The organism is Buttiauxella sp. B2, from assembly GCF_006376615.1.
GTDB lineage: Bacteria > Pseudomonadota > Gammaproteobacteria > Enterobacterales > Enterobacteriaceae > Buttiauxella.
Genome location: NZ_VEXQ01000001.1, coordinates 516519 through 540130, shown reverse-complemented (window position 1 = coordinate 540130; position 23612 = coordinate 516519). Strand labels below are relative to the sequence as shown.

The 23612-nt window shown below is 45.6% G+C and carries 23 protein-coding genes and 3 tRNA genes; 25 read left to right on the top strand and 1 reads right to left on the bottom strand.

Annotated features, from left to right (window positions below; genetic code table 11):
• From FH968_RS02800 to sdiA, 12 genes are all read left to right on the top strand, one after another.
• Positions 1-699, top strand: coding sequence for a WbqC family protein (locus FH968_RS02800; RefSeq protein WP_139877034.1), 699 nt, complete (start codon positions 1-3; stop codon positions 697-699).
• Between the two features lie 3 nt (positions 700-702).
• The gene (locus FH968_RS02795; RefSeq protein WP_139877266.1) at positions 703-1665 is read left to right on the top strand and encodes a glycosylase; all 963 of its coding nucleotides are present in this window, start codon (positions 703-705) and stop codon (positions 1663-1665) included.
• On the top strand, positions 1662-2630 hold the full coding sequence (locus FH968_RS02790; protein ID WP_139877032.1) for a hypothetical protein: 969 nt from the start codon (positions 1662-1664) through the stop codon (positions 2628-2630). The genes FH968_RS02795 and FH968_RS02790 overlap by 4 nt, the downstream gene beginning before the upstream one ends.
• Entirely contained in the window at positions 2627-3067 is a 441-nt protein-coding gene (locus FH968_RS02785; RefSeq protein WP_139877030.1) for an N-acetyltransferase, read from the top strand. The genes FH968_RS02790 and FH968_RS02785 overlap by 4 nt, the downstream gene beginning before the upstream one ends.
• A 10-nt stretch (positions 3068-3077) precedes the next feature.
• Positions 3078-3818, top strand: coding sequence for a bifunctional 2-polyprenyl-6-hydroxyphenol methylase/3-demethylubiquinol 3-O-methyltransferase UbiG (locus FH968_RS02780; RefSeq protein ID WP_139877028.1), 741 nt, complete (start codon positions 3078-3080; stop codon positions 3816-3818).
• Positions 3819-3982: 164 nt separating this feature from the next.
• On the top strand, positions 3983-4702 hold the full coding sequence (locus tag FH968_RS02775) for an RNA polymerase sigma factor FliA (RefSeq protein WP_139877026.1): 720 nt from the start codon (positions 3983-3985) through the stop codon (positions 4700-4702).
• 149 nt (positions 4703-4851) lie between these two features.
• Entirely contained in the window at positions 4852-5403 is a 552-nt protein-coding gene (fliZ, locus tag FH968_RS02770; protein WP_139877024.1) for a flagella biosynthesis regulatory protein FliZ, read from the top strand.
• An 85-nt stretch (positions 5404-5488) separates the two neighbouring features.
• Positions 5489-6289, top strand: a complete 801-nt coding sequence (gene tcyJ, locus FH968_RS02765; RefSeq protein WP_139877022.1) for a cystine ABC transporter substrate-binding protein — start codon at positions 5489-5491, stop codon at positions 6287-6289.
• A 123-nt stretch (positions 6290-6412) separates the two neighbouring features.
• Complete coding sequence (gene dcyD, locus FH968_RS02760) at positions 6413-7399, top strand: D-cysteine desulfhydrase (RefSeq protein ID WP_139877020.1); 987 nt, start codon at positions 6413-6415, stop codon at positions 7397-7399.
• Between the two features lie 67 nt (positions 7400-7466).
• Positions 7467-8135 (top strand): cystine ABC transporter permease, encoded by a 669-nt coding sequence (gene tcyL, locus FH968_RS02755; RefSeq protein ID WP_139877018.1) that lies wholly within the window; start codon positions 7467-7469, stop codon positions 8133-8135.
• Entirely contained in the window at positions 8132-8884 is a 753-nt protein-coding gene (gene tcyN, locus FH968_RS02750) for an L-cystine ABC transporter ATP-binding protein TcyN (protein ID WP_139877015.1), read from the top strand. Before tcyL ends, tcyN begins: the two co-directional genes overlap by 4 nt.
• A gap of 114 nt (positions 8885-8998) precedes the next feature.
• A complete protein-coding gene (gene sdiA / locus FH968_RS02745; protein ID WP_139877013.1) occupies positions 8999-9721 on the top strand; it encodes a transcriptional regulator SdiA in 723 nt (240 codons plus the stop codon).
• A gap of 88 nt (positions 9722-9809) precedes the next feature.
• Here the strand turns inward: sdiA and FH968_RS02740 are convergent, their stop codons facing one another.
• A complete protein-coding gene (locus FH968_RS02740) occupies positions 9810-10034 on the bottom strand; it encodes a DUF2594 family protein (RefSeq protein ID WP_120064540.1) in 225 nt (74 codons plus the stop codon).
• 422 nt (positions 10035-10456) lie between these two features.
• Here FH968_RS02740 and uvrY point away from each other — a divergent pair, with 422 nt between their 5' ends.
• From uvrY to FH968_RS02675, 13 genes are all read left to right on the top strand, one after another.
• Complete coding sequence (gene uvrY / locus FH968_RS02735; RefSeq protein ID WP_139877011.1) at positions 10457-11116, top strand: UvrY/SirA/GacA family response regulator transcription factor; 660 nt, start codon at positions 10457-10459, stop codon at positions 11114-11116.
• Positions 11109-12941: an excinuclease ABC subunit UvrC gene (gene uvrC / locus FH968_RS02730; protein ID WP_139877009.1), complete on the top strand. Its 1833-nt coding sequence runs from the start codon at positions 11109-11111 to the stop codon at positions 12939-12941. The genes uvrY and uvrC overlap by 8 nt, the downstream gene beginning before the upstream one ends.
• A 57-nt stretch (positions 12942-12998) precedes the next feature.
• On the top strand, positions 12999-13547 hold the full coding sequence (gene pgsA / locus FH968_RS02725) for a CDP-diacylglycerol--glycerol-3-phosphate 3-phosphatidyltransferase (protein WP_139877007.1): 549 nt from the start codon (positions 12999-13001) through the stop codon (positions 13545-13547).
• 159 nt (positions 13548-13706) lie between these two features.
• Positions 13707-13782 (top strand) — tRNA-Gly (locus FH968_RS02720).
• Positions 13783-13830: 48 nt separating this feature from the next.
• Positions 13831-13904: transfer RNA gene (locus FH968_RS02715), tRNA-Cys, on the top strand.
• 12 nt (positions 13905-13916) lie between these two features.
• Positions 13917-14003 (top strand) — tRNA-Leu (locus tag FH968_RS02710).
• 730 nt (positions 14004-14733) lie between these two features.
• Positions 14734-15318, top strand: coding sequence for a YecA family protein (locus FH968_RS02705; RefSeq protein WP_139877005.1), 585 nt, complete (start codon positions 14734-14736; stop codon positions 15316-15318).
• Between the two features lie 324 nt (positions 15319-15642).
• A complete protein-coding gene (locus tag FH968_RS02700) occupies positions 15643-17058 on the top strand; it encodes an undecaprenyl-phosphate glucose phosphotransferase (RefSeq protein ID WP_139877003.1) in 1416 nt (471 codons plus the stop codon).
• A complete protein-coding gene (locus FH968_RS02695) occupies positions 17048-18334 on the top strand; it encodes an outer membrane beta-barrel protein (RefSeq protein ID WP_139877001.1) in 1287 nt (428 codons plus the stop codon). The genes FH968_RS02700 and FH968_RS02695 overlap by 11 nt, the downstream gene beginning before the upstream one ends.
• Before the next feature lies 1 nt (position 18335).
• Complete coding sequence (locus tag FH968_RS02690) at positions 18336-18893, top strand: polysaccharide biosynthesis/export family protein (protein WP_139876999.1); 558 nt, start codon at positions 18336-18338, stop codon at positions 18891-18893.
• Between the two features lie 2 nt (positions 18894-18895).
• Entirely contained in the window at positions 18896-21034 is a 2139-nt protein-coding gene (locus FH968_RS02685) for a polysaccharide biosynthesis tyrosine autokinase (RefSeq protein ID WP_139876997.1), read from the top strand.
• The gene (locus tag FH968_RS02680) at positions 21031-22242 is read left to right on the top strand and encodes a lipopolysaccharide biosynthesis protein (RefSeq protein ID WP_139876995.1); all 1212 of its coding nucleotides are present in this window, start codon (positions 21031-21033) and stop codon (positions 22240-22242) included. Before FH968_RS02685 ends, FH968_RS02680 begins: the two co-directional genes overlap by 4 nt.
• The gene (locus tag FH968_RS02675; protein WP_139876993.1) at positions 22239-23612 is read left to right on the top strand and encodes a capsular biosynthesis protein; all 1374 of its coding nucleotides are present in this window, start codon (positions 22239-22241) and stop codon (positions 23610-23612) included. The genes FH968_RS02680 and FH968_RS02675 overlap by 4 nt, the downstream gene beginning before the upstream one ends.

Sequence of the window (23612 nt, the reverse complement as noted above, 5' to 3'; positions counted from 1 at the left end):
ATGAAACTTGCCATTATGCAGCCCTATTTTTTCCCTTACATCGGCTATTTCCAGCTTATGGCGGCCGTCGATACTTTTGTTGTCTATGACAATATAAAGTACACCAAAAAGGGATGGATAAATCGTAACCGCATGCTGCAAAATGGCCAGGATGTGACATTTAGTCTGCCCCTCAGAAAAGCATCGGATTCACTAAATATTGTTGATCGCGAATTATCGCCAGATTTTGATAAGACTAAATTACTCAATCAATTTCGCGGAGTTTATACTAAGGCTCCTTACTTTCATGATGTTTTTCCACATATTGAAACTATCGTGAATTATCCAGCTAATAATCTTTTTGATTATCTCTATCATTCATTACGTCAAATGGCAGCGCTGCTTGAGCTGGAAACAAAATTCATTATATCTTCGTCACTACCCGTCGATTCGACATTAAAAGGCCAGGATAAAGTCCTTTCGATTTGTCGCGCATTGGATGCTCAGTGCTATATCAACGCTATTGGCGGTAGAGAGCTTTATAACAAGACTGATTTTGCGCAACAGGGTATTTCCCTGAGTTTTATTCAATCTGAAATGTTTGAATATCCTCAGTTTGGTTCTGCATTTGTACCCTGGTTGTCGATGATCGATGTACTGATGTTTAACTCCCTTGATGCGGTATGCCACCGCGTCAGACACAACTATTCTTTGGTATAAATGATGTTCCAGTGGAAAAAACTCGGGAAGGTATTCACCCCGCAAACGGTGGAAGGACGCCCGTGGCTTAATGCGTTCGCACAAGCCCCCGCTACATTGATTTTTGATGATTTTGTTCGGGTCTATTTTTCGTGTCGTCCTCCAGCCGATAGTCATGGACAGTATGTCAGTTACTCAGCATGGGTTGATCTTGACCGTAGCAATTTGCTAAAGGTGCTAAGGGTATCTGAGCTGCCTATTCTTCCACTTGGAGGACCTGGGGAGTTCGATGAGTTCGGAACATACCCAGTTTCAATTGCCCGTGATGGAGATAACGTGCGAGCCTGGTATGCGGGCTGGACACGCTGCGAATCCGTGCCTTTTAACGTGGCCATTGGCACTGCGGTTAGTGAAGATAATGGTGTAAGTTTTAAACGAACAGGTTGTGGTCCCGTCATTAGTTATTCCCCGGAAGAACCGTTTGTGATGAGCGGCCCGAAAATACGTCGTTTCAATGAGCAATGGCAGTTATTTTATATCGCAGGGCGCAAGTGGAAGATGGTCGAAGGGCGGGCTGAGCCGGTGTACAAAATAAGAATGGCGACCTCAGATGACGGAATTCACTGGCATAAACTTAACCGCGATTTGATTGGCAGCCGCATTGAAGAAGACGAAGCGCAGGCTAGTCCAGATGTGATCTTTGCAAACGGTAAATACCACATGTTTTTTTGCTATAGATACAGCAGTTTTTATCGTAGTAAGCAACATGGGTATCGGATCGGTTATGCGTCCAGCTTTAATCTTGTTGATTGGGAGCGCGACGACAGTAAAGCAGGTATTGATGTCTCCAAAGAAGGATGGGATGCCGAGATGATCAGCTATCCCCATGTCTTTGAATTGGATGGAAAAACTTACATGTTTTACCTCGGAGATGGTGTGGGCCGCGACGGCTTTGGCCTGGCGGAATTGCAGGGGGTATTACTATGACTTTGCAATGGCAACATCACGGTAAAATTTTTGACCCGACTGAACATAAATTTGATGGGCGACCAGGGCTATTTGCGCAATCTCCTCAAACCCTGGTGTTTGACGATTTTATTCGCATCTATTTTTCTACCCGTTCTGTAGATCCCAAAAATGGCAAGTATCTCAGCCATGTATCTTATGTGGATATGGATAGAAGCCTGCGTGAAGTTGTTGTAACTAACCAGCAGGCTGTCATTTCGCAAGCGGAGCTGGGGTGTTTTGATGAGCACGGCATATTTCCTTTTAATGTCGTGCGCCACAAAGATAAGGTTCTTGCGTTTACTACGGGTTGGAACCGACGTGTTTCTGTATCGGTCGATACCGCGATTGGTTTGGCGTTGAGTGATGATGGTGGGAAAACCTTCCGCCGACATGGAATGGGGCCGGTGATGGCGGCTTCATTGCACGAGCCTTGTCTGGTTGCCGATGCGTTTGTGAAGGTTATCGGCGACACTTTTCATATGTGGTACATCTTTGGTACCGGCTGGAAACAGTATGAGTCAGGAACCGCACCCGATCGCACCTATAAAATTGGCTATGCACAGTCAAACGATGGAATTAACTGGCAGCGTGAAGATGCACGCCAGATTATCCCTGATGTACTCGGGGTGGATGAAAGCCAGGCATTGCCAAGCGTAATCCATGCACATGGCCGTTATCATATGTTTTTCTGTTATAGGGAATCCTGGAATTTCCGTCAGGCGGCAGGTCGTGGCTACCGTTTGGGGTACGCCTGGTCTGTAGATGGGACAATCTGGACACGCGATGATTCGCAGGTACCCGCAGTGGGGAAAGCTGGAGAATGGAACTGCGATATGCAGTGTTATCCCCATGTCTTTGAGTGCGACGGTAGAATTTACCTTTTGTATAACGGTAACGAATTTGGTCGCACTGGATTTGGCCTTGCTGAATTGACATCGCTATGAATGCTATTGAAATTTGTGTGGGACGGGCGAGCATCGAACAAGTAGTGGAGCATTTAAACTTATGCGATGCCCTTTTTGTCCCGCCACTCAGTACTAAAGTAAATATTACTGACTACGCAAAAAAATTAACTGATCTCGCACTATGTCTTGAAGCCTGGTATCAAGGTGCATTAGTTGGATTGCTTTGTGTCTACTGTAATGAACCCCGAAATGGGGCTTTTGTAACCAATGTAAGTATCGTTCCTGAATTTCAGGGCCGGGGTATGGCGAGTGAATTGGTGCGCAATGCGATTGAAACTGTGAAAGAGATTGGGGTCGACAGTCTAAGACTAGAGGTTGATGATACCAATGTCATTGCAATGCGACTTTACCGACAATTTGGATTTACGCCAGAACGGGTTACCTCTCAATCGACAATGATGATATTGAATTTGTAGAGAGCAGAAAATGATTGAATCACGTGATTACAATAAAGAAATTAATGATGCAGCAGATCATCAATACGCCTATAACTTTGATTTCGACGTCATACATCCTTTTATGATTCGCTCATTTCAGCCTTTCTTTAATAAAGGAAGTTTGCTTGAGTTAGGCAGTTTTAAAGGTGATTTTACTCGCCGTCTTCTCGAGCATTTTGATGATATTACTTGTGTCGAAGCCTCCGATTTAGCTATTAACCAGGCCCAAATGAAAGTGGGTAGCAATGTCAAATATATAAACTCTATGTTTGAGCAGGCTGAGTTACCACGGCGCTACGATAATATTGTCCTTACGCATGTTCTTGAACATATTGATGATCCCGTTAAAGTGCTTCGCCGTGTGAATGACGAGTGGCTTGCCGAGGGAGGTCGATTTTTCCTTGTTTGTCCAAATGCTAATGCACCATCTCGGCAGATTGCTGTGAAAATGGGATTGATTTCACATAATGCTGCGGTGACAGGAGCAGAAGCAGAACATGGCCACCGTTGCACTTATAGCCTGGACACTCTTGAGCGAGATGCCAGAGCTGCGGGTCTTAAAGTAGTATACCGTTCCGGTATTTTCTTTAAAGCACTCGCCAATTTTCAGTGGGATCGTTTGTTACAAACGGACATTATTTCCTCAGACTATCTTGAGGGCTGCTATCAATTAGGGCAGCAGTATCCCGATCTCTGCTCAAGCATATTCCTGATGTGCGAAAAAGGTTAGTGATCCCGTCGGGCAATGCATTTTACTCTTCAGAAAAAATGTTTTGCCCTTTGTTACCCATAACCCCCAAATAACCCCTCATTTCACCCACTATTCTTGCGATTAAAACCCCTCCAGAAACGGATAATCATGCCGATAACTCAACTAACGCAGGGCTGTTTATCGTGAATTCACTGTATACCGCTGAAGGTGTGATGGATAAACACTCGCTGTGGCAGCGTTATGTACCGCTGGTGCGTCACGAAGCATTGCGCCTGCAGGTACGTCTGCCCGCGAGTGTGGAGCTTGACGACCTGCTACAGGCGGGCGGCATCGGGTTGTTAAACGCAGTGGACCGTTATGATGCCCTGCAAGGAACGGCATTTACTACCTACGCGGTGCAGCGCATCCGTGGGGCGATGCTTGATGAGTTGCGCAGCCGTGACTGGGTGCCTCGCAGCGTCAGGCGTAACGCCCGCGGCGTTGCGCAGGCAATTGGTCAACTGGAGCAAGAGCTGGGCCGCAATGCCACTGAAACTGAAGTGGCCGAGCGGTTAGATATCCCGCTCAATGAATACCGTCAGATGTTGCTCGACACCAACAACAGCCAACTCTTTTCTTATGATGAGTGGCGTGAAGAGCATGGCGATAGTATCGAACTGATTACGGAAGAGCATCAGCAGGCGAACCCTTTACAACAGCTGTTGGAAGGGAACTTACGTAGCCGTGTGATGGACGCCATTGAGGCGTTGCCGGATCGCGAAAAAATGGTGCTGACCCTTTACTACCAGGAAGAGCTCAATCTTAAAGAGATTGGCGCGGTGCTGGATGTGGGGGAGTCGCGTGTGAGTCAGTTGCACAGCCAGGCGATTAAACGCTTACGCACTAAGCTCGGTAAGTTGTAAATGCCCGTCATACTTTAAGTTGCATCTTTGTTGGCAGCGTTCATGCGCCCGAATCACTTACTTATGTAAGCTCATCGGGGCTTGTTCTCTTGCCGCCGCGGTGCGACTCGAATTATTTGGGTATTTGGCGAGATAATCGGGATTACATCATGACGGTACAGCAATTAAAAAAACGACCATTAAGCCGCTATTTAAAAGACTTTAAACACACACAAACGCATTGTGCGCAGTGTGCAAAATTGCTCGACAGAATTACGCTCACGCATCGCGGTGAAATCGTCAGCAAAACCGCAATTGCGCAACTTGATACCTTAATAGATGAGCATAGCTGGCAGGTTGAGCGCCAGTCCTGGGCCGCATTGTGCCGTTTTTGCGGTGATTTGTACTGCAAAGAGCAGCAGCACTATTTCGATATCATCGGCTTTAAAGAGTACCTGTTTGAACAAACCGAGATGAGCCACGGCACTATACGTGAGTATGTGGTGCGCCTGCGCCGTCTGGGTAATCATCTGGCTGCGCAAAAAATTCCCACACCTTCCTCAGCTCAAGCGTACCTCGACGATTCATTTGACGAGTGGTTGCCGCCAACCAGCACCAATAACTACCGTATCGCACTGCGTAAATATGGACAGTTTCAAATCCTGAATCAAAATACTGCCGCTCATTTCCAGGAAAACAAATCAACTTCTGATATATATTAAAATGGCATAAGTTGTAGCGTAGTGTTTTTGATTGATTATATTAAGTCGTTACAATACAACCATAATATAAACATTCGGGGTAACTATGAAATTAGCAATGGTGGGGCGTCAGGCGCTGATGGGCGTGCTGGCTGTGGCGTTGGTAGCGGGTGCGAGTGTTAAAACGTTTGCTGCGGAAAACTTGCTGGCGAAAGTGAAAGAGCGCGGCACGCTGTTGGTTGGGCTGGAAGGCACTTATCCGCCATTTAGCTTTCAGGGCGACGACGGCAAACTGACGGGTTTTGAAGTGGAATTTGCCGAGCAGTTGGCACAACATCTGGGCGTTAAAGCGTCACTCAAGCCGACCAAATGGGATGGCATGCTGGCCTCGCTGGATTCCAAACGTATCGACGTGGTCATTAACCAGGTGACCATTTCCGATGAACGTAAGAAAAAATACGATTTCTCCACACCGTACACCGTTTCCGGTATTCAGGCGCTGGTGAAAAAGGGTAATGAAGGCAGCATTACCGGGCCGGATTCCCTGAAAGGTAAAAAAGTGGGCGTTGGCCTTGGGACTAACTACGAAGAGTGGTTGCGTGCCAATGTGCAGGGCGTTGATATCCGTACCTATGATGATGACCCAACCAAATATCAGGATCTGCGCGTAGGTCGTATTGATGCGATTTTGGTAGACCGCCTGGCAGCGCTGGATTTGGTGAAGAAAACCAAAGATACCCTGGCTGTAGCGGGTGATGCGTTCTCTCGTCAGGAATCGGGTGTTGCTGTGCGTAAAGGTAACGAAGACTTGGTTGAGGCTATTAATAAAGGCATCGCTGAGATGCAAAAAGATGGCTCACTGGCAAAACTTTCTGAAAAGTGGTTTGGCGCTGACGTGACCAAATAACGCTTAAAAGTAGCCTGAGGCGGATAAGCGCAAGCGATATCCGCCTTTTTTATTTGTATTTGCAGGCAATTGCCCGCGCTGGTGCATAATGAAGGGATGTAGAATTTTATTATGGAGTCGCTCATGTCACTGCACAATCTTACGCGTTTCCCGCGTCTGGAATTTATCGGCGCCCCGACGCCACTCGAATATCTGCCGCGTTTTTCTGATTACCTGGGTCGTGAAATCTACATTAAACGTGATGACACCACACCAATGGCGATGGGCGGTAATAAACTGCGCAAACTTGAGTTCCTGGCCGCAGACGCATTGCGTGAAGGAGCTGATACGCTGGTAACAGCGGGAGCCATTCAGTCGAACCATGTTCGCCAGACCGCAGCGGTTGCCGCAAAGCTCGGCCTTAAATGTGTCGCGCTGCTGGAAAATCCGATTGGTACCAAGGCCGAAAACTATCTCACTAACGGCAACCGTTTGATGCTCGATCTGTTTGATGTCGAAATCGAAATGTGTGATGCATTGCATTCACCAGATCAGCAACTTGAAGAAATCGCCACGCGCCTTGAAGTGCAGGGTTTCCGCCCGTACGTGATTCCGGTGGGAGGTTCTAATGCGTTGGGTGCGTTGGGCTATGTGGAAAGCGCACTGGAAATTGCTCAGCAGTGTGAAGGTGCGGTCAACGTTTCTTCTGTGGTGGTTGCCTCTGGTAGTGCGGGCACGCATGCGGGGTTGGCGGTAGGGTTGGAACAAGTCATGCCGGATGTCGATTTAATTGGCGTCACGGTTTCACGTACCATCGCGCAACAGTTGCCAAAAGTGGAAGCATTGCAGCAAGCTGTGGCTCAATCACTGAGCGTTAGTGCTAACAATCCAATAACGCTATGGGATGATTATTTCGCTCCAGGTTATGGACAACCCAATGAAGAAGGGCTTGAGGCCATTAAATTATTGGCGCGCCTGGAAGGGATTTTGCTCGACCCGGTTTACACCGGCAAGGCGATGGCGGGATTAATTGATGGCGTGGCACAAAAGCGTTTTAAAGACGTCGGCCCGATAATTTTTATTCATACCGGCGGGGCGCCTGCGCTGTTTGCTTACCATCCGCACGTATAATCAGATTTGTAGGGTGGATTAGCGCAGCGACATCCACCGCGTTGTAGCGCACAGGGTATATTTAAGTATGCAAGAAAGTATTCAACTGGTGCTGGATTCGGCACCCTTTCTGCTCAGGGGAGCGGTATTTACGCTGCAGCTCAGTATTGGCGGCATGTTCTTTGGGTTGATACTCGGCTTTTTACTGGCGTTGATGCGTTTGTCGCCATTCTTACCGTTTTCGTTGTTGTCGCGTTTTTACGTGTCGATTTTTCGCGGCACTCCGTTAATCGCGCAACTGTTTATGATCTACTACGGCTTGCCGCAGTTCGGCATTGAGCTTGATCCTATTCCGGCGGCGATGATTGGTTTATCGCTCAATACCGCAGCTTATGCTTCCGAAACATTGCGTGCTGCGATTTCGTCAATCGAAAAAGGGCAGTGGGAAGCGGCGGCAAGTATCGGCATGACACCGTGGCAAACCTTGCGCCGGGCGATTTTACCGCAGGCTGCTCGCGTTGCGTTACCGCCACTTAGCAACAGTTTTATCAGTCTGGTCAAAGACACTTCACTTGCCGCGACTATTCAGGTTCCTGAACTGTTTCGCCAGGCGCAGCTTATTACTTCGCGTACGCTTGAAGTGTTTACCATGTATCTCGCGGCTTCATTGATTTACTGGGTGATGGCAACGGTGCTTTCGTCGTTGCAAAACTACTTTGAAAATCAGCTTAATCGCCAGGACAGGGATCCTAAATGAGTGCTATCGACGTAAAACAGCTGGTCAAAAAATTTCACGGACAGACTGTGCTGCACGGCATTGATCTGGACGTTAAGGCGGGTGAAGTGGTGGCGATTATAGGGCCGAGTGGCTCCGGTAAAACGACGCTATTGCGCTGTATTAATTTGCTGGAGCAACCGGAGGCGGGGACCATTAAGGTGGGTGAAATCACTATTGATGCGACGCAATCTCTCAGTAAACAGAAGAACCGTGTGCGCGAGTTGCGCCAGCATGTTGGTTTCGTGTTTCAAAGCTTCAATCTGTTCCCGCATCGCACGGTAATTGAAAATATTATTGAAGGGCCGGTGATTGTTAAAGGTGAGCCGAAAGAAGAAGCGATTGCCCGGGCGCGTGAATTGCTGGCGAAAGTGGGCTTGAGCGGTAAAGAAACCAGCTATCCGCGCCGCCTTTCTGGTGGGCAACAGCAGCGCGTGGCTATTGCGCGAGCGCTGGCGATGCGCCCGGAAGTGATTCTATTTGATGAGCCAACCTCAGCCCTTGACCCAGAGTTGGTGGGGGAAGTGCTAAGTACTATCCGCCAGTTGGCTGAAGAGAAACGCACAATGGTTATTGTGACGCATGAAATGAGTTTTGCGCGTGATGTTGCCGATCGGGCTATTTTTATGGATCAAGGTCGCATTGTTGAGCAAGGGCCAGCCCGAGAATTGTTCGCCAATCCTCAGCAGCCGCGCACTAAGCAATTCCTGGAAAAATTCCTCACGCAATAAACTGCATGGCCCCATCACGGGGCCGTTAAAATATATTAATAATTTTGATAAATGTGATAGCGTTACGCATTACATTTGTGAATGATTTTAATGTCAGGAGACGAGCCAGACATAATGCGTAATCGCAACTTTTTTAGCTGGCGGCAGGATGCGCTTAATATCTTCCAGTCTGTCACGCAGGCTGACGAAATAACGAAAATACTGCATCAGCAAACTGATCTGTTGGAATTCGATTATTACTCACTTTTTATTCGTCACCCTGTGCCTTTTACCCGACCAAAAATGTCATTACGGTCTTCTTATCCGCAGGCGTGGCTCGATCATTATCATGCAGAAAATTATTTTGCGATTGACCCGGTACTGCGCCCTGAAAATTTCATGCGGGGGAATTTACTCTGGGATGATGAGCTTTTTAGCGATACGCAGGTGTTCTGGGATGCCGCAAGAGATCACGGGCTACGCCGCGGTATAAGCCAGTGTGTGATGGCACCTAATCGTGCGTTGGGGTTCTACTCGGTTTCGCGTACTGCCGGGAAGGGGAAGTTATTACCTGACGATGAACTTGAGCTACGTCTACAATATCTGGCTGAACTTAGCCTGATGACATTAACCCGTCTTAATGACTCATCGATGGATGCGATGACGTTGAAACTCAGTAAGCGTGAACGAGAAATATTACAGTGGACGGGTGAGGGGAAAACATCAGCTGAAATCGCTATTATTTTATCGATATCAGAAAATACTGTGAATTTTCACCAGAAAAATATGCAAAAGAAATTCAATGCACCTAATAAAACACAGATTGCCTGTTATGCCGCAGCGATAGGGATAATTTGAAGAGGGTATTTATTGCGTGTTGGTAACTGCGTGATTATGCCAGCGAAGCGGCTGATGAAACATATCTCATCCGGCCGCCGTTCACCGATTATTGACGGTAAGCCTGTTTAATTTGCTTAACAGTGTTACCAAACACTTCTGCATGTGCCGAGTCTTCCATCTGAGCAATTTGCTTTTCCATTTTGATGATAACTTTGCCTGCATCGGCTTGGCCCATGGCTTTCAGCATCTGAGTCAGCATAGCTTTCAGACAGGTGACTTCAATCGCCAGTTCACTGCTGTTGTCTGCGGTGGAAAAATCAGGAGTGCTCATTTGTGTTCCTCGGTCTCGGTTGGTACACCGTTGTTTCGTGTAACGGTTTCGTAAGGCGGCGGAGTATAGCACAGTCGCAAACCATTTTATTAGTGCTTACGTTTATGTCGTAGGTTGGATACTGCTCAATTTTGCGAAATTGTTTTTATTATGTTTGTTTATAGTTAAATGGAAGCGGTTTAGTCAGCATTATTTACGACGTCTAATATTAACGGATTATCGTTTTTCTTAATATGAAAAGCGTTTTTGTTATTTAGAATCACAAATTCCGGAAAGCGCTTGTACAGTTTCCACTGTACAATTAAATTTCCAAAAACGAGTAAGTTCTTAAAGTCTGTTTTTACATTTTAAAGTTGCTGGAAAACCCGTTAATATGTCCAGGTAATTTTAGCAGCGTTATCCCTTTTCTGGAGAGTTCCCCTTTGATCAACGTACTTCTTGTTGATGACCACGAACTGGTGCGCGCAGGGATACGACGCATTCTTGAAGATATCAAAGGGATCAAGATATCTGGTGAAGCAAATTGCGGTGAGGATGCCGTAAAATGGTGCCGTAGTCATCCTGTTGATGTGGTCCTGATGGACATGAACATGCCGGGGATTGGCGGTCTTGAAGCGACTCGCAAAATCGCGCGATATTCAACTGATATCAAAGTGATTATGCTGACAATACACACTGAAAATCCGCTACCAGCAAAAGTTATGCAAGCCGGTGCTGCGGGTTATTTAAGTAAAGGCGCTGCGCCACAAGATGTGGTCAACGCTATTCGTTCGGTTAATGCGGGCCAACGTTACATCGCATCCGACATCGCTCAGCAGATGGCATTAAGCCAGATTGAACCGGAAAAAACGGACACACCGTTTGCCAGTTTGTCGGAGCGCGAATTACAGATTATGCTAATGATCACCAAAGGCCAGAAGGTCAATGAGATCTCAGAACAGCTCAATCTCAGCCCGAAAACGGTCAACAGTTACCGTTACCGCATGTTTAGTAAACTGAATATCAGTGGCGATGTTGAGCTGACACACTTGGCCATTCGTCATGGTTTATTTAGTGCGGAGACGTTAATCAGCAGTGAGTGAAATCTTTGACCCGCGCGCTTTTCTCAAAACTGTCACCAGCAAACCTGGCGTCTACCGCATGTATGACGCCAGCGAGACGGTCATTTACGTTGGTAAAGCCAAAGATCTAAAAAAGCGCCTGTCGAGCTACTTCAGGAGCAATCTTGCCAACCGTAAAACAGAAGCTCTGGTTGCATTAATCCAACATATTGACGTGACGGTAACCCATACCGAAACAGAAGCGTTGTTGCTGGAGCACAACTACATCAAGCTTTATCAGCCGCGTTACAACGTGCTGCTGCGTGATGACAAATCCTATCCTTTTATTTTCCTAAGCGGTGATACTCACCCGCGGCTTGCTATGCACCGTGGGGCGAAGCACGCAAAAGGAGAATATTTCGGGCCATTCCCAAATGGTTATGCAGTACGTGAAACTTTGGCGTTGCTGCAAAAAATCTTCCCTATTCGCCAGTGCGAAAACAATGTCTACCGCAACCGCTCGCGTCCTTGTTTACAATATCAAATTGGGCGCTGTCTTGGGCCGTGTGTTGCCGGTCTTGTTAGCGAAGAAGATTACGCACAACAGGTGGAATATGTACGTTTGTTCCTTTCGGGCAAAGATGATCAGGTATTGAACCAACTGATTGGCCGAATGGAGCAGGCGAGTGCAAATCTGGAATTTGAAGAAGCTGCACGAATCCGTGACCAGATTCAGGCGGTGCGTCGTGTCACTGAAAAACAGTTTGTGTCCAACACGGGCGACGACCTGGATGTGATAGGCGTGTCGTTCGATGCAGGAATGGCGTGTGTACACGTGCTCTTCATCCGCCAGGGCAAGGTTCTGGGCAGCCGCAGTTATTTCCCGAAAGTGCCTGGTGGTACCGAGCTTGGTGAAGTTGTCGAAACTTTTGTTGGACAGTTCTATTTGCAGGGCAGCCAGATGCGTACACTTCCTGCTGAAATCCTGCTGGATTTTAATTTGCCGGATAAAACCTTGCTGTCAGATTCCCTGACGGAACTTGCGGGGCGAAGAATCAATGTGCAGACCAAGCCACGAGGGGATCGTGCACGTTACCTAAAACTTGCACGTACCAACGCGGCAACCGCACTGGTGACACGTCTGGCGCAACAGTCAACCATTCATCAACGCCTGGCGGTATTGGCCAATGTGCTGGAGTTACCTGCGATTAAACGGATGGAGTGCTTTGACATCAGCCACACCATGGGTGAGCAGACCGTGGCTTCTTGCGTCGTTTTTGATGCCAATGGCCCGCTGCGTGCAGAATATCGACGCTATAACATTGAAGGTATTACCCCTGGTGATGATTATGCGGCGATGAACCAGGTATTGCGCCGCCGCTATGGCAAGGCTATCGACGAGAACAAAGTGCCAGATGTGATTCTCATTGACGGTGGGAAAGGGCAGCTGGGCCAGGCGAAGGCAGTATTTGCTGAACTGGATGTTCCGTGGGATAAAAACCATCCGTTGCTGTTGGGCGTAGCAAAAGGTGCTGATCGTAAAGCGGGGCTTGAAACATTGTTCTTAGAACCAGAAGGCGAGGGGTTCTCTCTGCCACCTGATTCACCGGCACTGCATGTCATTCAACATATTCGTGATGAATCACACGACCACGCGATTTCCGGGCATCGTAAAAAACGTGCAAAAGTGAAAAATACCAGCGCATTGGAGACAATTGAAGGGGTCGGGCCAAAACGTCGGCAGATGTTGTTGAAATATATGGGTGGATTGCAACCATTAAAGAATGCATCCGTAGACGAAATTGCAAAAGTGCCAGGTATCTCGCAAGCGTTGGCAGAAAAGATCTTCTACTCGTTGAAACATTAAGGGCTCTGTAGCAACATAGAGACAATTTCCACTTACGACAGACAGTTAACCAGCGCTATGCAATTTAATATCCCAACATTGCTTACTCTGTTTCGTATCATCCTTATCCCATTCTTTGTGCTGGCTTTTTATCTGCCGTTTAGTTGGGCGCCATTCCTATGTGCGTTTATCTTCTGGTTTGCAGCTATCACAGATTGGTTTGATGGTTTTTTGGCCCGCCGCTGGAACCAAAGCACGCGCTTTGGGGCATTCCTTGACCCGGTGGCCGACAAAGTCATGGTTGTTGTCGCTTTGGTGCTGGTAGTGGAACACTATCACGCATGGTGGGTGACACTACCTGCGGCCACGATGATTGCCCGCGAAATTATAATTTCTGCATTGCGAGAATGGATGGCTGAAATCGGTAAGCGCAGCAGTGTTGCCGTATCCTGGATTGGCAAAGCCAAGACCATGGCGCAAATGCTGGCGTTGATCGGTATGCTCTGGCGTCCAAATATGTGGATTGAGTATACCGGCATCGGTTTATTCTTCGTTGCGGCGGTCTTAACTTTCTGGTCAATGTTCCAGTATTTGGCTGCGGCGAGGGGTGATTTGCTCGAACCGTGATCGGTACGCTGCAAAATTCAGCAAACGGAACGCGGTGACAGAAAATTTCATTGACTCATCGCGTCAGGTAAGTAGAATGCAACGCATCGAACGGCAGCACTGATTGCCAGAAGATAGCAAAATCAAATGATTAGCTTTAAGCTTCATCGATAAGATTTTGCGGGAATAGCTCAGTTGGTAGAGCACGACCTTGCCAAGGTCGGGGTCGCGAGTTCGAGTCTCGTTTCCCGCTCCAAATTTAGGTAACAGAGTTCTGTTACAACCTGCGAAGGTAAAAGGTTTTGGCGCGTTAGCAAAGCGGTTATGTAGCGGATTGCAAATCCGTCTAGTCCGGTTCGACTCCGGAACGCGCCTCCACTTTCTTCCCGAGCCCGGGTGGTGAAATCGGTAGACACAAGGGATTTAAAATCCCTCGGCGTTCGCGCTGTGCGGGTTCAAGTCCCGCCCCGGGCACCATGGGAATACTAGAATAAAATCAATGATAAAGCAGTGTCGTGGAAACCACCTTCGGGTGGTTTTTTGCTTTTTGCAGTTCGCATATCCTGGCGCTTATGAAGTGAATCTCCAAACAACTAAGGTGTGGGGTTAGACCTAACACGCAGGGTCGGTTAGTAAGGGGAAAACCAGGGAAAATAATTAATCCTGGCGAATTCAAAGGTAGTCCGAATAGGGACAAAGGTAGTCGGATGGCCACGGACAGATTTTTCACTAAACCATTTTTGCATTAAGCCGCATTTGTAAGCATGAGGCCCTGGAAAAAGATCATATTCAAAACCTTTTTCTCATTCAACGCACTCCCCTACGATGCCCAGGCTGGAGTCATCAATATCGGTGAATCTATTACACAGACTATCAAAAATTTGAATATTGATATTTTCCCGCAAAGAGGCACGCATAAATTACATTTTTCACCAGCGTAACAAATAGCAGTAGAAGTTAATTAAACGACGACACAGTTTAAAATTAAGGGCGACATCTCAAATCTGATGTTGATTTAGTGAGGATCATTCAGACCTTCAAATGGTTTTTTACATTCTGCGATTTATGTTCCTGCTAGCTATCATGACATCCATGCTGAAACCATTTCCATTTTTAGTTTAATATATTGCACATTGCAGGCCGAAATTTACCGTAAAATCGTCACGTTAACCTTGGCTGAAAATCGATCACTTTTGGAGGATACTGTATGAATCAAGGGCCGCTAAACGAAGAAGAACTAGAATGGCTGGATGAGATACTCACCAAGTACGGTAATGACGACTCAGTACTGGACGTTTCCGAGCTAGACGGCATGCTCACCGCGATTCTATCAGCACCAGTGGTAATTCCACTTTCTGAGTGGCAGACTGCGTTATGGGGTGGTAAAGAACAGCTCCCAAACTGGCAAAGCGAACCAGAACAGAAGCGGTTTAACGATCTTGCCTTACAGCATATGAATGATATTGCTGAACGTCTGAACCACGCACCAGATCAGTTTGAGCCACTCTTTGGTTATCGTGAAGTGGATGGTCATGACTACACCATCGTTGAGGAGTGGAGTTTTGGTTATATGCGTGGAATCGCATTAGGCGACTGGTCAGCATTGCCAGAACGGCTGCAAACTGTGCTGGAAATGATTGCCTTGCACGGCGATGAAGCGAATATAACGAAACTGGAACAAATGACTGAGCAGGAGTATGAAGTCAGCCAGGAAGCAATTGGTCCGGCGGCGTTACAACTGCACAGTTACTGGCAGGAGCAGCGTAAGGCTGAGTCAAAAACTATCCATTAATTCTACTGCGAAAAATTATTTTATCTAAACATCCAGGCACTCATTTATGGTGGTGCCTTGATGTTGCACCCCTTCCATAGAACCCCGCGCGTTTACCATAAGTTAAAAAAACAGGGATAAATACTGCGTTAACTTACTCTTACAAAGCAAATATCTGGCGCTCTTAACCACAATATCGGGTAAATTGAAAGGTAATTTATCCTGGATAACATTGAGCTTTACAATTTTCAACAAACTAACCTCGCGTTCTTTACACTTATGATATAATCATGATGGGAAAGGAATGTATCAATAATGATAATTTAATGAAAAACGAGTCTAACAATGCTGAAAAATTCGTTGAAATTTACCCATGGAGGGTATCCAGTATTTATTAAGTTAGCTGACTTTATCGTTATAAACGCGGTTTTAATATTGAGTGCCTTGCTATTAGCAATTGAATCTATTAGTACCATCATAATGCTTAACTTTATCTTCTCTACCTCTTTTTTACTATTTGGTGAGTACACTGGGCTTTATCTGCATAAACCAAAAAATATGAATATCCGTGGTCAGTTACGATTGATCCTATGTGCCTTTTTTACCATCGTCTTCGTTGAGACCATTAAGTCATTGACTGGTGGACTACAATCCTTAGGCTATTTAAGCGTACTCGATAATCGTTTTTTCCCTGCAACTCTAGTCTGGTATTCCATTCCTCTATTTTTGCTGTTAATAATACATTTAAGTTTTCTTAAGTATTCATCAAAAAAAAATATTCGCGTGGCCATTGTTGGCGTAACACCCAATGGCCTTGCCGCTGAACATGCACTTCTCAAAGAATATTCCAATATGAAATTGGATATGGCTTTTTACGATGAACGTGATGCATCACGATTTAACGACCTGATTAACCAAATGGACAGCCCATTTAAGGGTTCGGTCAGCGGCCTGGTTGAAGAGGCCAAAGCGGGCAGGGTAGATGAAATATACATCGCTTTACCGTTAGTCGCGCTGGAACGTATCCGCCATTTTTTATCTATGATGTCGGATACAACTGTCGATACTTATATCGTCCCAGATTTTAACTCTTACAGCACGCATATGTCACAGTTGCGCTCTATACACAACTTACAAACAATCAGTATCTTGAGCTCTCCATTTGAAGGGGTTGGTTCCTTTATTAAGCGCGCTGAAGATTTAGTACTTGGCAGCGTTATTATGGTGTTGATTTCCTCGCTACTTTTAGTGATTGGCATCGGAATAAAACTAACATCACGTGGACCAGTGTTTTTCAAACAAGACCGCTACGGTTTGAGTGGGCAAAAAATTAAAGTTTGGAAGTTCCGCACTATGCGCGTCATGGAAAATTCTGACACGGTCGTGCAAGCGACAAAAGGCGACCCGCGCGTCACTCGCTTTGGGGCATTTTTACGTCGCACATCGCTTGATGAGTTACCGCAGTTTTTTAACGTGCTGCAGGGTAGCATGTCGATAGTGGGTCCAAGGCCACACGCAGTGACACATAACGAGCAATATCGTAAGCAAGTTGAAAACTACATGATTCGCCATAAAGTTAAGCCAGGGATCACAGGATTAGCACAAATTAACGGCTATCGTGGCGAAATTGATGCACTTTATAAAATGGAAAAGCGTGTTCAGTACGATATAGAGTACATTCAAAACTGGTCTTTATGGCTAGATATAAAAATTATTATAAAAACTATTTTCAAAGGATTTGTCGGTAAAAATGCATATTAAATATATTATCGCAGCCGGAATAGTTTTATCACAACCGGCCCTGGCAGACTTAACACCGAAATCACATATCGGCTTTGCGGGTATCGATTTTCAAAGCAAAGTGGGTGTGGATTACGGTTATGAAAATAATGTTACTTATCAGCCACATGACAGCGATTCTGTAGACTCAAGCTACCAAAGTGTTACCCCTGTATTGAGCATGATGGGTGAACGGTATCAAGATAAATATCTATTAATGTATTCAGGTGATTATCGTAATTATAATAATGACTCAGCTGATAATTACAATGACCATTTTTTCCGTTTTAATAGTGCGTGGCGTTATGGATTAAAACATGGCCTGATGTTTAACGTTGAGGATTCTATCGGTCACGAAGACCGTGGGCGTGGCGTTACGGAAGGGTTTGTACCTGAGCAATTTCAAGAGTTTGGTATTAAATCACCGCTAACCACCAACTTACTTAATAGTGAACTACGATATAGCTATGGTGCTCTTCAGGGGCGTGGAAAAGCAGAAGTTGCGTTAATCTATAAAAAACTCCGATTTGGTAATACTCAGGATGCGCAGAATACTGACGAAGACTTTTACAATTATATTCAGGAGCAGGAATGGCATGAAAATAGCCTCGTTGCTGAAATTTTCGACCAGTACTCGTCACAAACGCGTTTTCGCTATAGCTTTATTACCAATCAGCGCCATTACGATAACGCCCCAGAAAAAGACAGCAACGAGTATTATTTGATTTATGGAATAAAATCACAGCTTACAGGCAAAACCAACGTCGATATGAACGTGGCGTGGTTGTATAAAACGTTCGAAAGCGGTCCTAACTCACAAGATTTTAATGGACTAAACTGGGATATCCAGGGGGAGTGGAAACCACTCAAGCAGTCTATATTTACAGCACATACCTCACAGCGCATTAAAGATCCTTCTGAAGTAGGGGGATATATTTTGGTTTCGCAATACGGTGTTTCTTATCAACATTATTGGCCGAATGACCGTTTCTCTACCTTGTTAGATTATTCGTACACCACGGAAGATTATAAGAAACAAAACAAGGACAGAAATGATAAAGATGGTGTATTCACCTTCACTATGAGTTACGACTTCAGGCCCTCTGTTAATTTTGAGTTGAAATATCAAATAGATACATTGCGTTCGAATAAAGAAACAGATTCGTTCTATATCGGCCCTAATGACGACCGGGAAGTTCAGAGAACATTGGGCTATGACAATTCGCTGATAATGTTTACAGCTAAGGTGCAGATTTAAAATGAAAATAATGAAACTGTGGGCATTTTTGTTATTCAGTATGCTTTTGGCTGGATGCACAACATCTGCGCTACCACTAATGGATAATCCTGATGTTGAATCAAAAGGATACATGCTAGATGCGGGAGATGCTGTCAGTATTAGTGTGTACGGCGAACCCGATATGACGATGAAATTCATAATTGATAAAAGTGGAACGATTACTTTCCCTTATATCGGGCAATTGGTTTTGAAAGGTAAAACACCGGAACAGGTTAGCGGGGAGCTTACTAACCGTCTGCGTGGTGATTACCTGCAAAACCCAATGGTGACAGTAAATATAGCTGAGTTCCGTAAATTCTATGTTTCAGGCGAAGTTGCGAAACCGAGTGGTATTGCTTATGAACCTGGGTTAACGGTAGAGAAGGCAATTGCACTGGCGGGTGGTTACACAGACAGAGCGGATCGTAAAGACATCAACATTCGCTTAGCTGGCACAAACCAATTGCTTAATAATGTGGACGTAAGACATTCCGTTCACCCCGGTGATATCGTGATTATTGGCATGGGCTTCTTCTAACTATGAAACTATCAATAGTGGAAAATGGCAAGAGACGAGAAAGTTCTATCGATTTCTCTCGGTTTGCCAAAGAAATTAAAAAGAACAGTTGGAAAATCCTTCTCGCCGGTGTAATTGCGGGAGCGATTGCCTACCCATTAATTAGCATGATGACATCTATGTATGTCTCAACGGCGACAGTACTCATTAAAGCGCAGCCTGATAATGTCTCGCCATTTCCACAGGTTGAGGGTTATGACTCGACACGTAGTGGTTATTACGAGACACAGTATGCTTTGATGCAGTCGCGAATTGTATTGGAACAGGCAGTTCGTAATTTAAAACTGGATGAAAATCCTGATTTTAATGGCGTCAAATCAGACAGTAAAGATGCAAATACCGCTGAAAATCAGCAGCAACGGGTAGATCATGCACTGAAGACAATGCTGAAAAATCTTACGATTAGCAGTGTCCGCACCACACACCTGGCGTCCATATCGTATGAATCATCTTCTCCAAAACTTGCGGCTGAAATCGCAAACGGAGTAGCCCAGACGTTTATCAACTATACGGCTGAACAAAAACACCAGAACACGCAGAAAGCACGTGAAAGTAACCTGCAGAGAATGGATGAGCTTCAGAAGCAAATAGCAGAACAAAAACAAGCTATTGATGAGTATCTGAAGAATGAAGGATTGCTGACTTTCCGTGGCGTGGATGGTTTTGAAACAGAACAGTTAAGTATCGTCACTAATCGACTGGCGGATGCCACTCAGCGTAGGGTCGCTGCGCAATCGCAATATAACGAAGTTCGCCAAAATGCGGGTAAATCATTGAATGACGTGATTTCACTGCCGGCCATTTCAAATCATGCTCAAATTCAGGATTTGCGTATTGCCCTTATTCAGGCGAAACGCTCACTCTACGAATTGCGGAAATCGTATGGCCCGAAACACACTAAAATCCTAGAGGCACAGGCTCAAGTTCAGGCTATTGAGGATCAGACATATAGCGTGCTGGGCGAGCTGGAAACGGGTTTGCGCCAGCAATATCAGGCGGCGTTGGCAGACGAAAATAACTATCAGCAGCAATTAAACCAGCAGAAAGAGGTTTTCCAAAAGCTGGGAACGAAGCGCGATGGTTATAACACGTTGAAGCTGGCGCTGGATAAAACTGAAGATTCCTATAAAACGCTGTATCAGCGTACTCAGGAGCAGTCGCTGTCAGGCAATTACGCTGATGCAGACGCGGTGTTGTATGACCCCGCAGTTCCTGCAGATCGCCCATCTAAACCTAACAAATCTTTACTGTTGGTGATGGTGGTTATGTTAGCGCTGGCGTTCAGTATCATGTACATCATTGTGAAAGCCGCAATGGACAGCACTATCAACAACCTGAGCCAAATGAAAAAACGCCTGAACCTTGAACCGTTGGGTGAGATTCGTCGCTATAAAGGAATGGGGAATCGTGCGCAAATTCGTGATGTTATTGCGAATAACCCGCTGAATGCTGACATCATTCACAGCATTCGCACACGTATTATGCTGGATAATCGGCAGCTTCAGACTATCGCTGTCACTTCGGCTGACCACGGAGAAGGGCGCACGCTGTTGGCGAATCTTCTGGCTAATTCATTTAGCTTTGATCAGAAAACATTGCTGATTGATTTGGATTTCTTCAATAAAGATGGTCTGTCGAGTGAACTGGCTAAACCGTCTGCGTCTGGCGTTGCTGAGCTGATTCGTGGTGAAGGCACGCTTGAGAGTATGAGTGTCAAAGTGAATGAAAATCTCGACTTCTTGCCGCGTGGCACTTCGACTGTATCTTCATTATTGATGCTGTCATCGGAAAATATTGAACACGTCATACGTGAGTTAAGAAGCCGTTATCAGCGCATCATCATTGATGTTGCCGCTGTGAATCAAAGCCAGGACAGCCAGTTGATTAGTCGGGTCACAGATGGCCTGATTTTCGTGCTGAAAGCTGGTGCAGCGCCAGCGGACCACATTACTCAAGCGTTGGATAAAATCGAAACAAATCAGTCTGTGGTGATTGGCGCAGTCATTAATCAGGTTGTTGATAGAAATCTCGAGACGAAAGAGGGTCTACGTTCGCTCAACCTTCAAACTAACGAACTGATGAACGGCACAGGCCATTTATGAGTTTACTGAAGAGCGCGTCCACAATCGCTGGTTCATCAGTCATTTCGCAGTTGATTGGTGCGCTGAGTATTTGGTTGATTTCGCACAAGTATAACCTGGCGGAAGTGGGGCTATACGCGCTTAACTACAGTATTGCGTTGATTGGTGCCCAAGTTTGCACCTTTGCATCACAGCTACTAATACCCAAGCAACACGATGACGAATTGACTCAAAATGTGGTGTTTTGCTTGTTACAAAGTCTGATTATAGCCTTGCCGTATGCACTGTTTACCGCATGGCTATTTAATCAAAATATCTTCTTCCTTTATCTACTTACGCTCTCAAATACATGGGTTTTGGTTTCAGAAAACCTGGCGCTGAGAACGGCTAATTTCAGCTTTTTGGTCTTTCAGCGTATTTCTGTTTCAGTGGTGGTTGTGCTTTCGGTGGTGCTCACCACCCATGTTCAGGCATTTTACTGGGCATGGGCTGGTTCGATGATGCTGCTGACCATTGGCTGGATTCTGCGTGCTTTTGATATTCGCTCGGTAACATTGCAACATTTGAGCCCTAAAAATAATCTGGCGTTTTTTAATAAGCACATTCATCACATTACTAAAGTCGGTAGTGCAGAGGTTTTAGCGATGGCAAACAGTAACCTGCCTATCATGTTGATTAATTTTTGGTTCTCAGCTTTGACTGCGGGTTATTTTTCTATCGTGAGCCGTTTCTGTCTGGCGCCGGTTGTCATCATCGGGAACGCGGTGCGTAATACTATTTTCTCGAAGTGGTCTATCGATTTCAGGAATAACACTTTCAACTATCATGAGTACACAAAAGTGCGCTTGCTCCTGTTGGTGCTAGGCATTATCTGTACGCTGGGTGTGTTTATTTTCTATCCGATAGTGATGCATCTTGGTTTTAGTGAAGACTGGATAAACTCGATTCCCACTTCGCGCTATATGCTGCCTTATTTATTCCCGGCATTAGCAATCTGCCCATTGACCGTGATTGAACTGGTTTTTGGTTCTCATCGTTACTTTCTGCGGATCCAGTTTGAGCAATTAGCGATTGTGTTGATATCATTTGTTATCGTACCGTATTTTTATAACAGCTACGCTACATCCATCATTCTGTTCTCAATATTAACGTTCGTTCGATATGCATTTATTTACCTGAAGGTGAATAAGCGTGCCAACATTTTGAAAGACAGGCCGGCTGTATTATGAATCTTAATACTGGGTATTATTTACAGACATATTCCCTGATTGCCCTGGTATTCTGCGGGTTGGTTCAATATTTCACCGGTGTATTGGCGGTTTTGTGGATCCCATTTTTCCTGACGCTTTTGATGGTTGGGTTGCTGGTCATGCAAACCCGTTACGAAACATTACAGCTCGATAAGCAGGAAACTGTAGCACTGACGCTGTATCTCATTTTTCTGGCAATGACCGCAGTGTCCACAATATTACAAGGTGGGATAACTGTAGCCATCGTTGGCTTTAAAAATGAGCTTGCACTATCACTGGTAATGTTCTGCCTGTTGCTGGGGTTTTGCCGCGAATCACAGATTTATCGAGTAACCAAAACATTGTACTGGGTGTTTTACGCGCAATTCCCGATCGTGTTGTACCAATTATTGTTTGTGGTACCCCAACGCGTGGCAGTACACGGCGAAGAGGATAAGTGGGATTCGGTTGTCGGAACCTTTGGTGGCGATCCGATGGGAGGCGGTAATACCGCGGCAATGGGACTATTCTGCCTGTTGATTATGTTGTTAAAACTCTCTGAATTTAAGCACGGTTTAACCTCTTTTAAATCGATGGCGCTGCATATTATTCTGGGCTTTGGTTTGTGTATCGTAGGCGAAGTTAAGTTCGTTATCTTGCTTTCACCGATTTTGCTGGCCTGGGTGTGGATAATGCCGAGCTATGTGAAGGGGGTGAGCAAAGTGAATATCAAAGCACTATTTCTGATATTCGCTTGCATGGCATTGCTCATTACTCTTGCGATCGTCATTTTAGCCTCTGGCTATTCATCTGCATTTGGTACTGACCCGACAGAAAGCTCATTGAGCGTTTTCTGGAATTCTTTAAGCTATATATTTGATCCCAATTATATCTTGCCTTCTGGGGAAGTGGGCCGTTTTACAACGCTTGTTTTCTGGCTGAACAATAATGACCTGCGAGGACTTTCTGGGACATTATTTGGTTACGGTTTGAATGCAACAAATAGCGGTAGTGCAATCTCACCGGGCTTTTTAAACCTCACTTATAATTTGATTCTGGACTCAACTTCTTTGAGTATGCTGCTCTGGGAAGTCGGCATTGTGGGCACAATGCTATTTGTGGGCTTAATTTTATACATCCTGAAAATTGTGCAGCCCAAACCATTATTAACTCGGGAGCAATTAGACAATCAGGATCTCCAGTTATTAAGCTTCGCACCTGCCTTCAATGTTTTTGCGGTGAGTGGTTTACTGAGCTTGCCATACAGCCAGATACTAACGATTACGCCGATGTTACAATTCCTGTTCTATCTATCATTAGGCTCAAGCCTGATTATCCGTCGATCCGTTCATCGTTATACAGAGCAATAG

Excerpts from the sequence above, each read along its gene's own strand:
- FH968_RS02785 (WP_139877030.1), top strand. The coding sequence starts at position 2,627 with ATGAATGCTATTGAAATTTGTGTGGGACGGGCGAGCATCGAACAAGTA.
- FH968_RS02780 (WP_139877028.1), top strand. The coding sequence starts at position 3,078 with ATGATTGAATCACGTGATTACAATAAAGAAATTAATGATGCAGCAGAT.
- sdiA (WP_139877013.1), top strand. The coding sequence starts at position 8,999 with ATGCGTAATCGCAACTTTTTTAGCTGGCGGCAGGATGCGCTTAATATC.
- tcyL (WP_139877018.1), top strand. The coding sequence starts at position 7,467 with ATGCAAGAAAGTATTCAACTGGTGCTGGATTCGGCACCCTTTCTGCTC.
- FH968_RS02675 (WP_139876993.1), top strand. The coding sequence starts at position 22,239 with ATGAATCTTAATACTGGGTATTATTTACAGACATATTCCCTGATTGCC.
- tcyJ (WP_139877022.1), top strand. The coding sequence starts at position 5,489 with ATGAAATTAGCAATGGTGGGGCGTCAGGCGCTGATGGGCGTGCTGGCT.
- FH968_RS02800 (WP_139877034.1), top strand. The coding sequence starts at position 1 with ATGAAACTTGCCATTATGCAGCCCTATTTTTTCCCTTACATCGGCTAT.
- FH968_RS02740 (WP_120064540.1), bottom strand. The coding sequence starts at position 10,034 with ATGAGCACTCCTGATTTTTCCACCGCAGACAACAGCAGTGAACTGGCG.
- fliZ (WP_139877024.1), top strand. The coding sequence starts at position 4,852 with ATGACGGTACAGCAATTAAAAAAACGACCATTAAGCCGCTATTTAAAA.
- FH968_RS02680 (WP_139876995.1), top strand. The coding sequence starts at position 21,031 with ATGAGTTTACTGAAGAGCGCGTCCACAATCGCTGGTTCATCAGTCATT.
- FH968_RS02705 (WP_139877005.1), top strand. The coding sequence starts at position 14,734 with ATGAATCAAGGGCCGCTAAACGAAGAAGAACTAGAATGGCTGGATGAG.
- FH968_RS02700 (WP_139877003.1), top strand. The coding sequence starts at position 15,643 with ATGCTGAAAAATTCGTTGAAATTTACCCATGGAGGGTATCCAGTATTT.
- FH968_RS02795 (WP_139877266.1), top strand. The coding sequence starts at position 703 with ATGTTCCAGTGGAAAAAACTCGGGAAGGTATTCACCCCGCAAACGGTG.
- FH968_RS02790 (WP_139877032.1), top strand. The coding sequence starts at position 1,662 with ATGACTTTGCAATGGCAACATCACGGTAAAATTTTTGACCCGACTGAA.
- FH968_RS02685 (WP_139876997.1), top strand. The coding sequence starts at position 18,896 with ATGAAACTATCAATAGTGGAAAATGGCAAGAGACGAGAAAGTTCTATC.
- dcyD (WP_139877020.1), top strand. The coding sequence starts at position 6,413 with ATGTCACTGCACAATCTTACGCGTTTCCCGCGTCTGGAATTTATCGGC.
- FH968_RS02695 (WP_139877001.1), top strand. The coding sequence starts at position 17,048 with ATGCATATTAAATATATTATCGCAGCCGGAATAGTTTTATCACAACCG.
- FH968_RS02690 (WP_139876999.1), top strand. The coding sequence starts at position 18,336 with ATGAAAATAATGAAACTGTGGGCATTTTTGTTATTCAGTATGCTTTTG.
- tcyN (WP_139877015.1), top strand. The coding sequence starts at position 8,132 with ATGAGTGCTATCGACGTAAAACAGCTGGTCAAAAAATTTCACGGACAG.
- pgsA (WP_139877007.1), top strand. The coding sequence starts at position 12,999 with ATGCAATTTAATATCCCAACATTGCTTACTCTGTTTCGTATCATCCTT.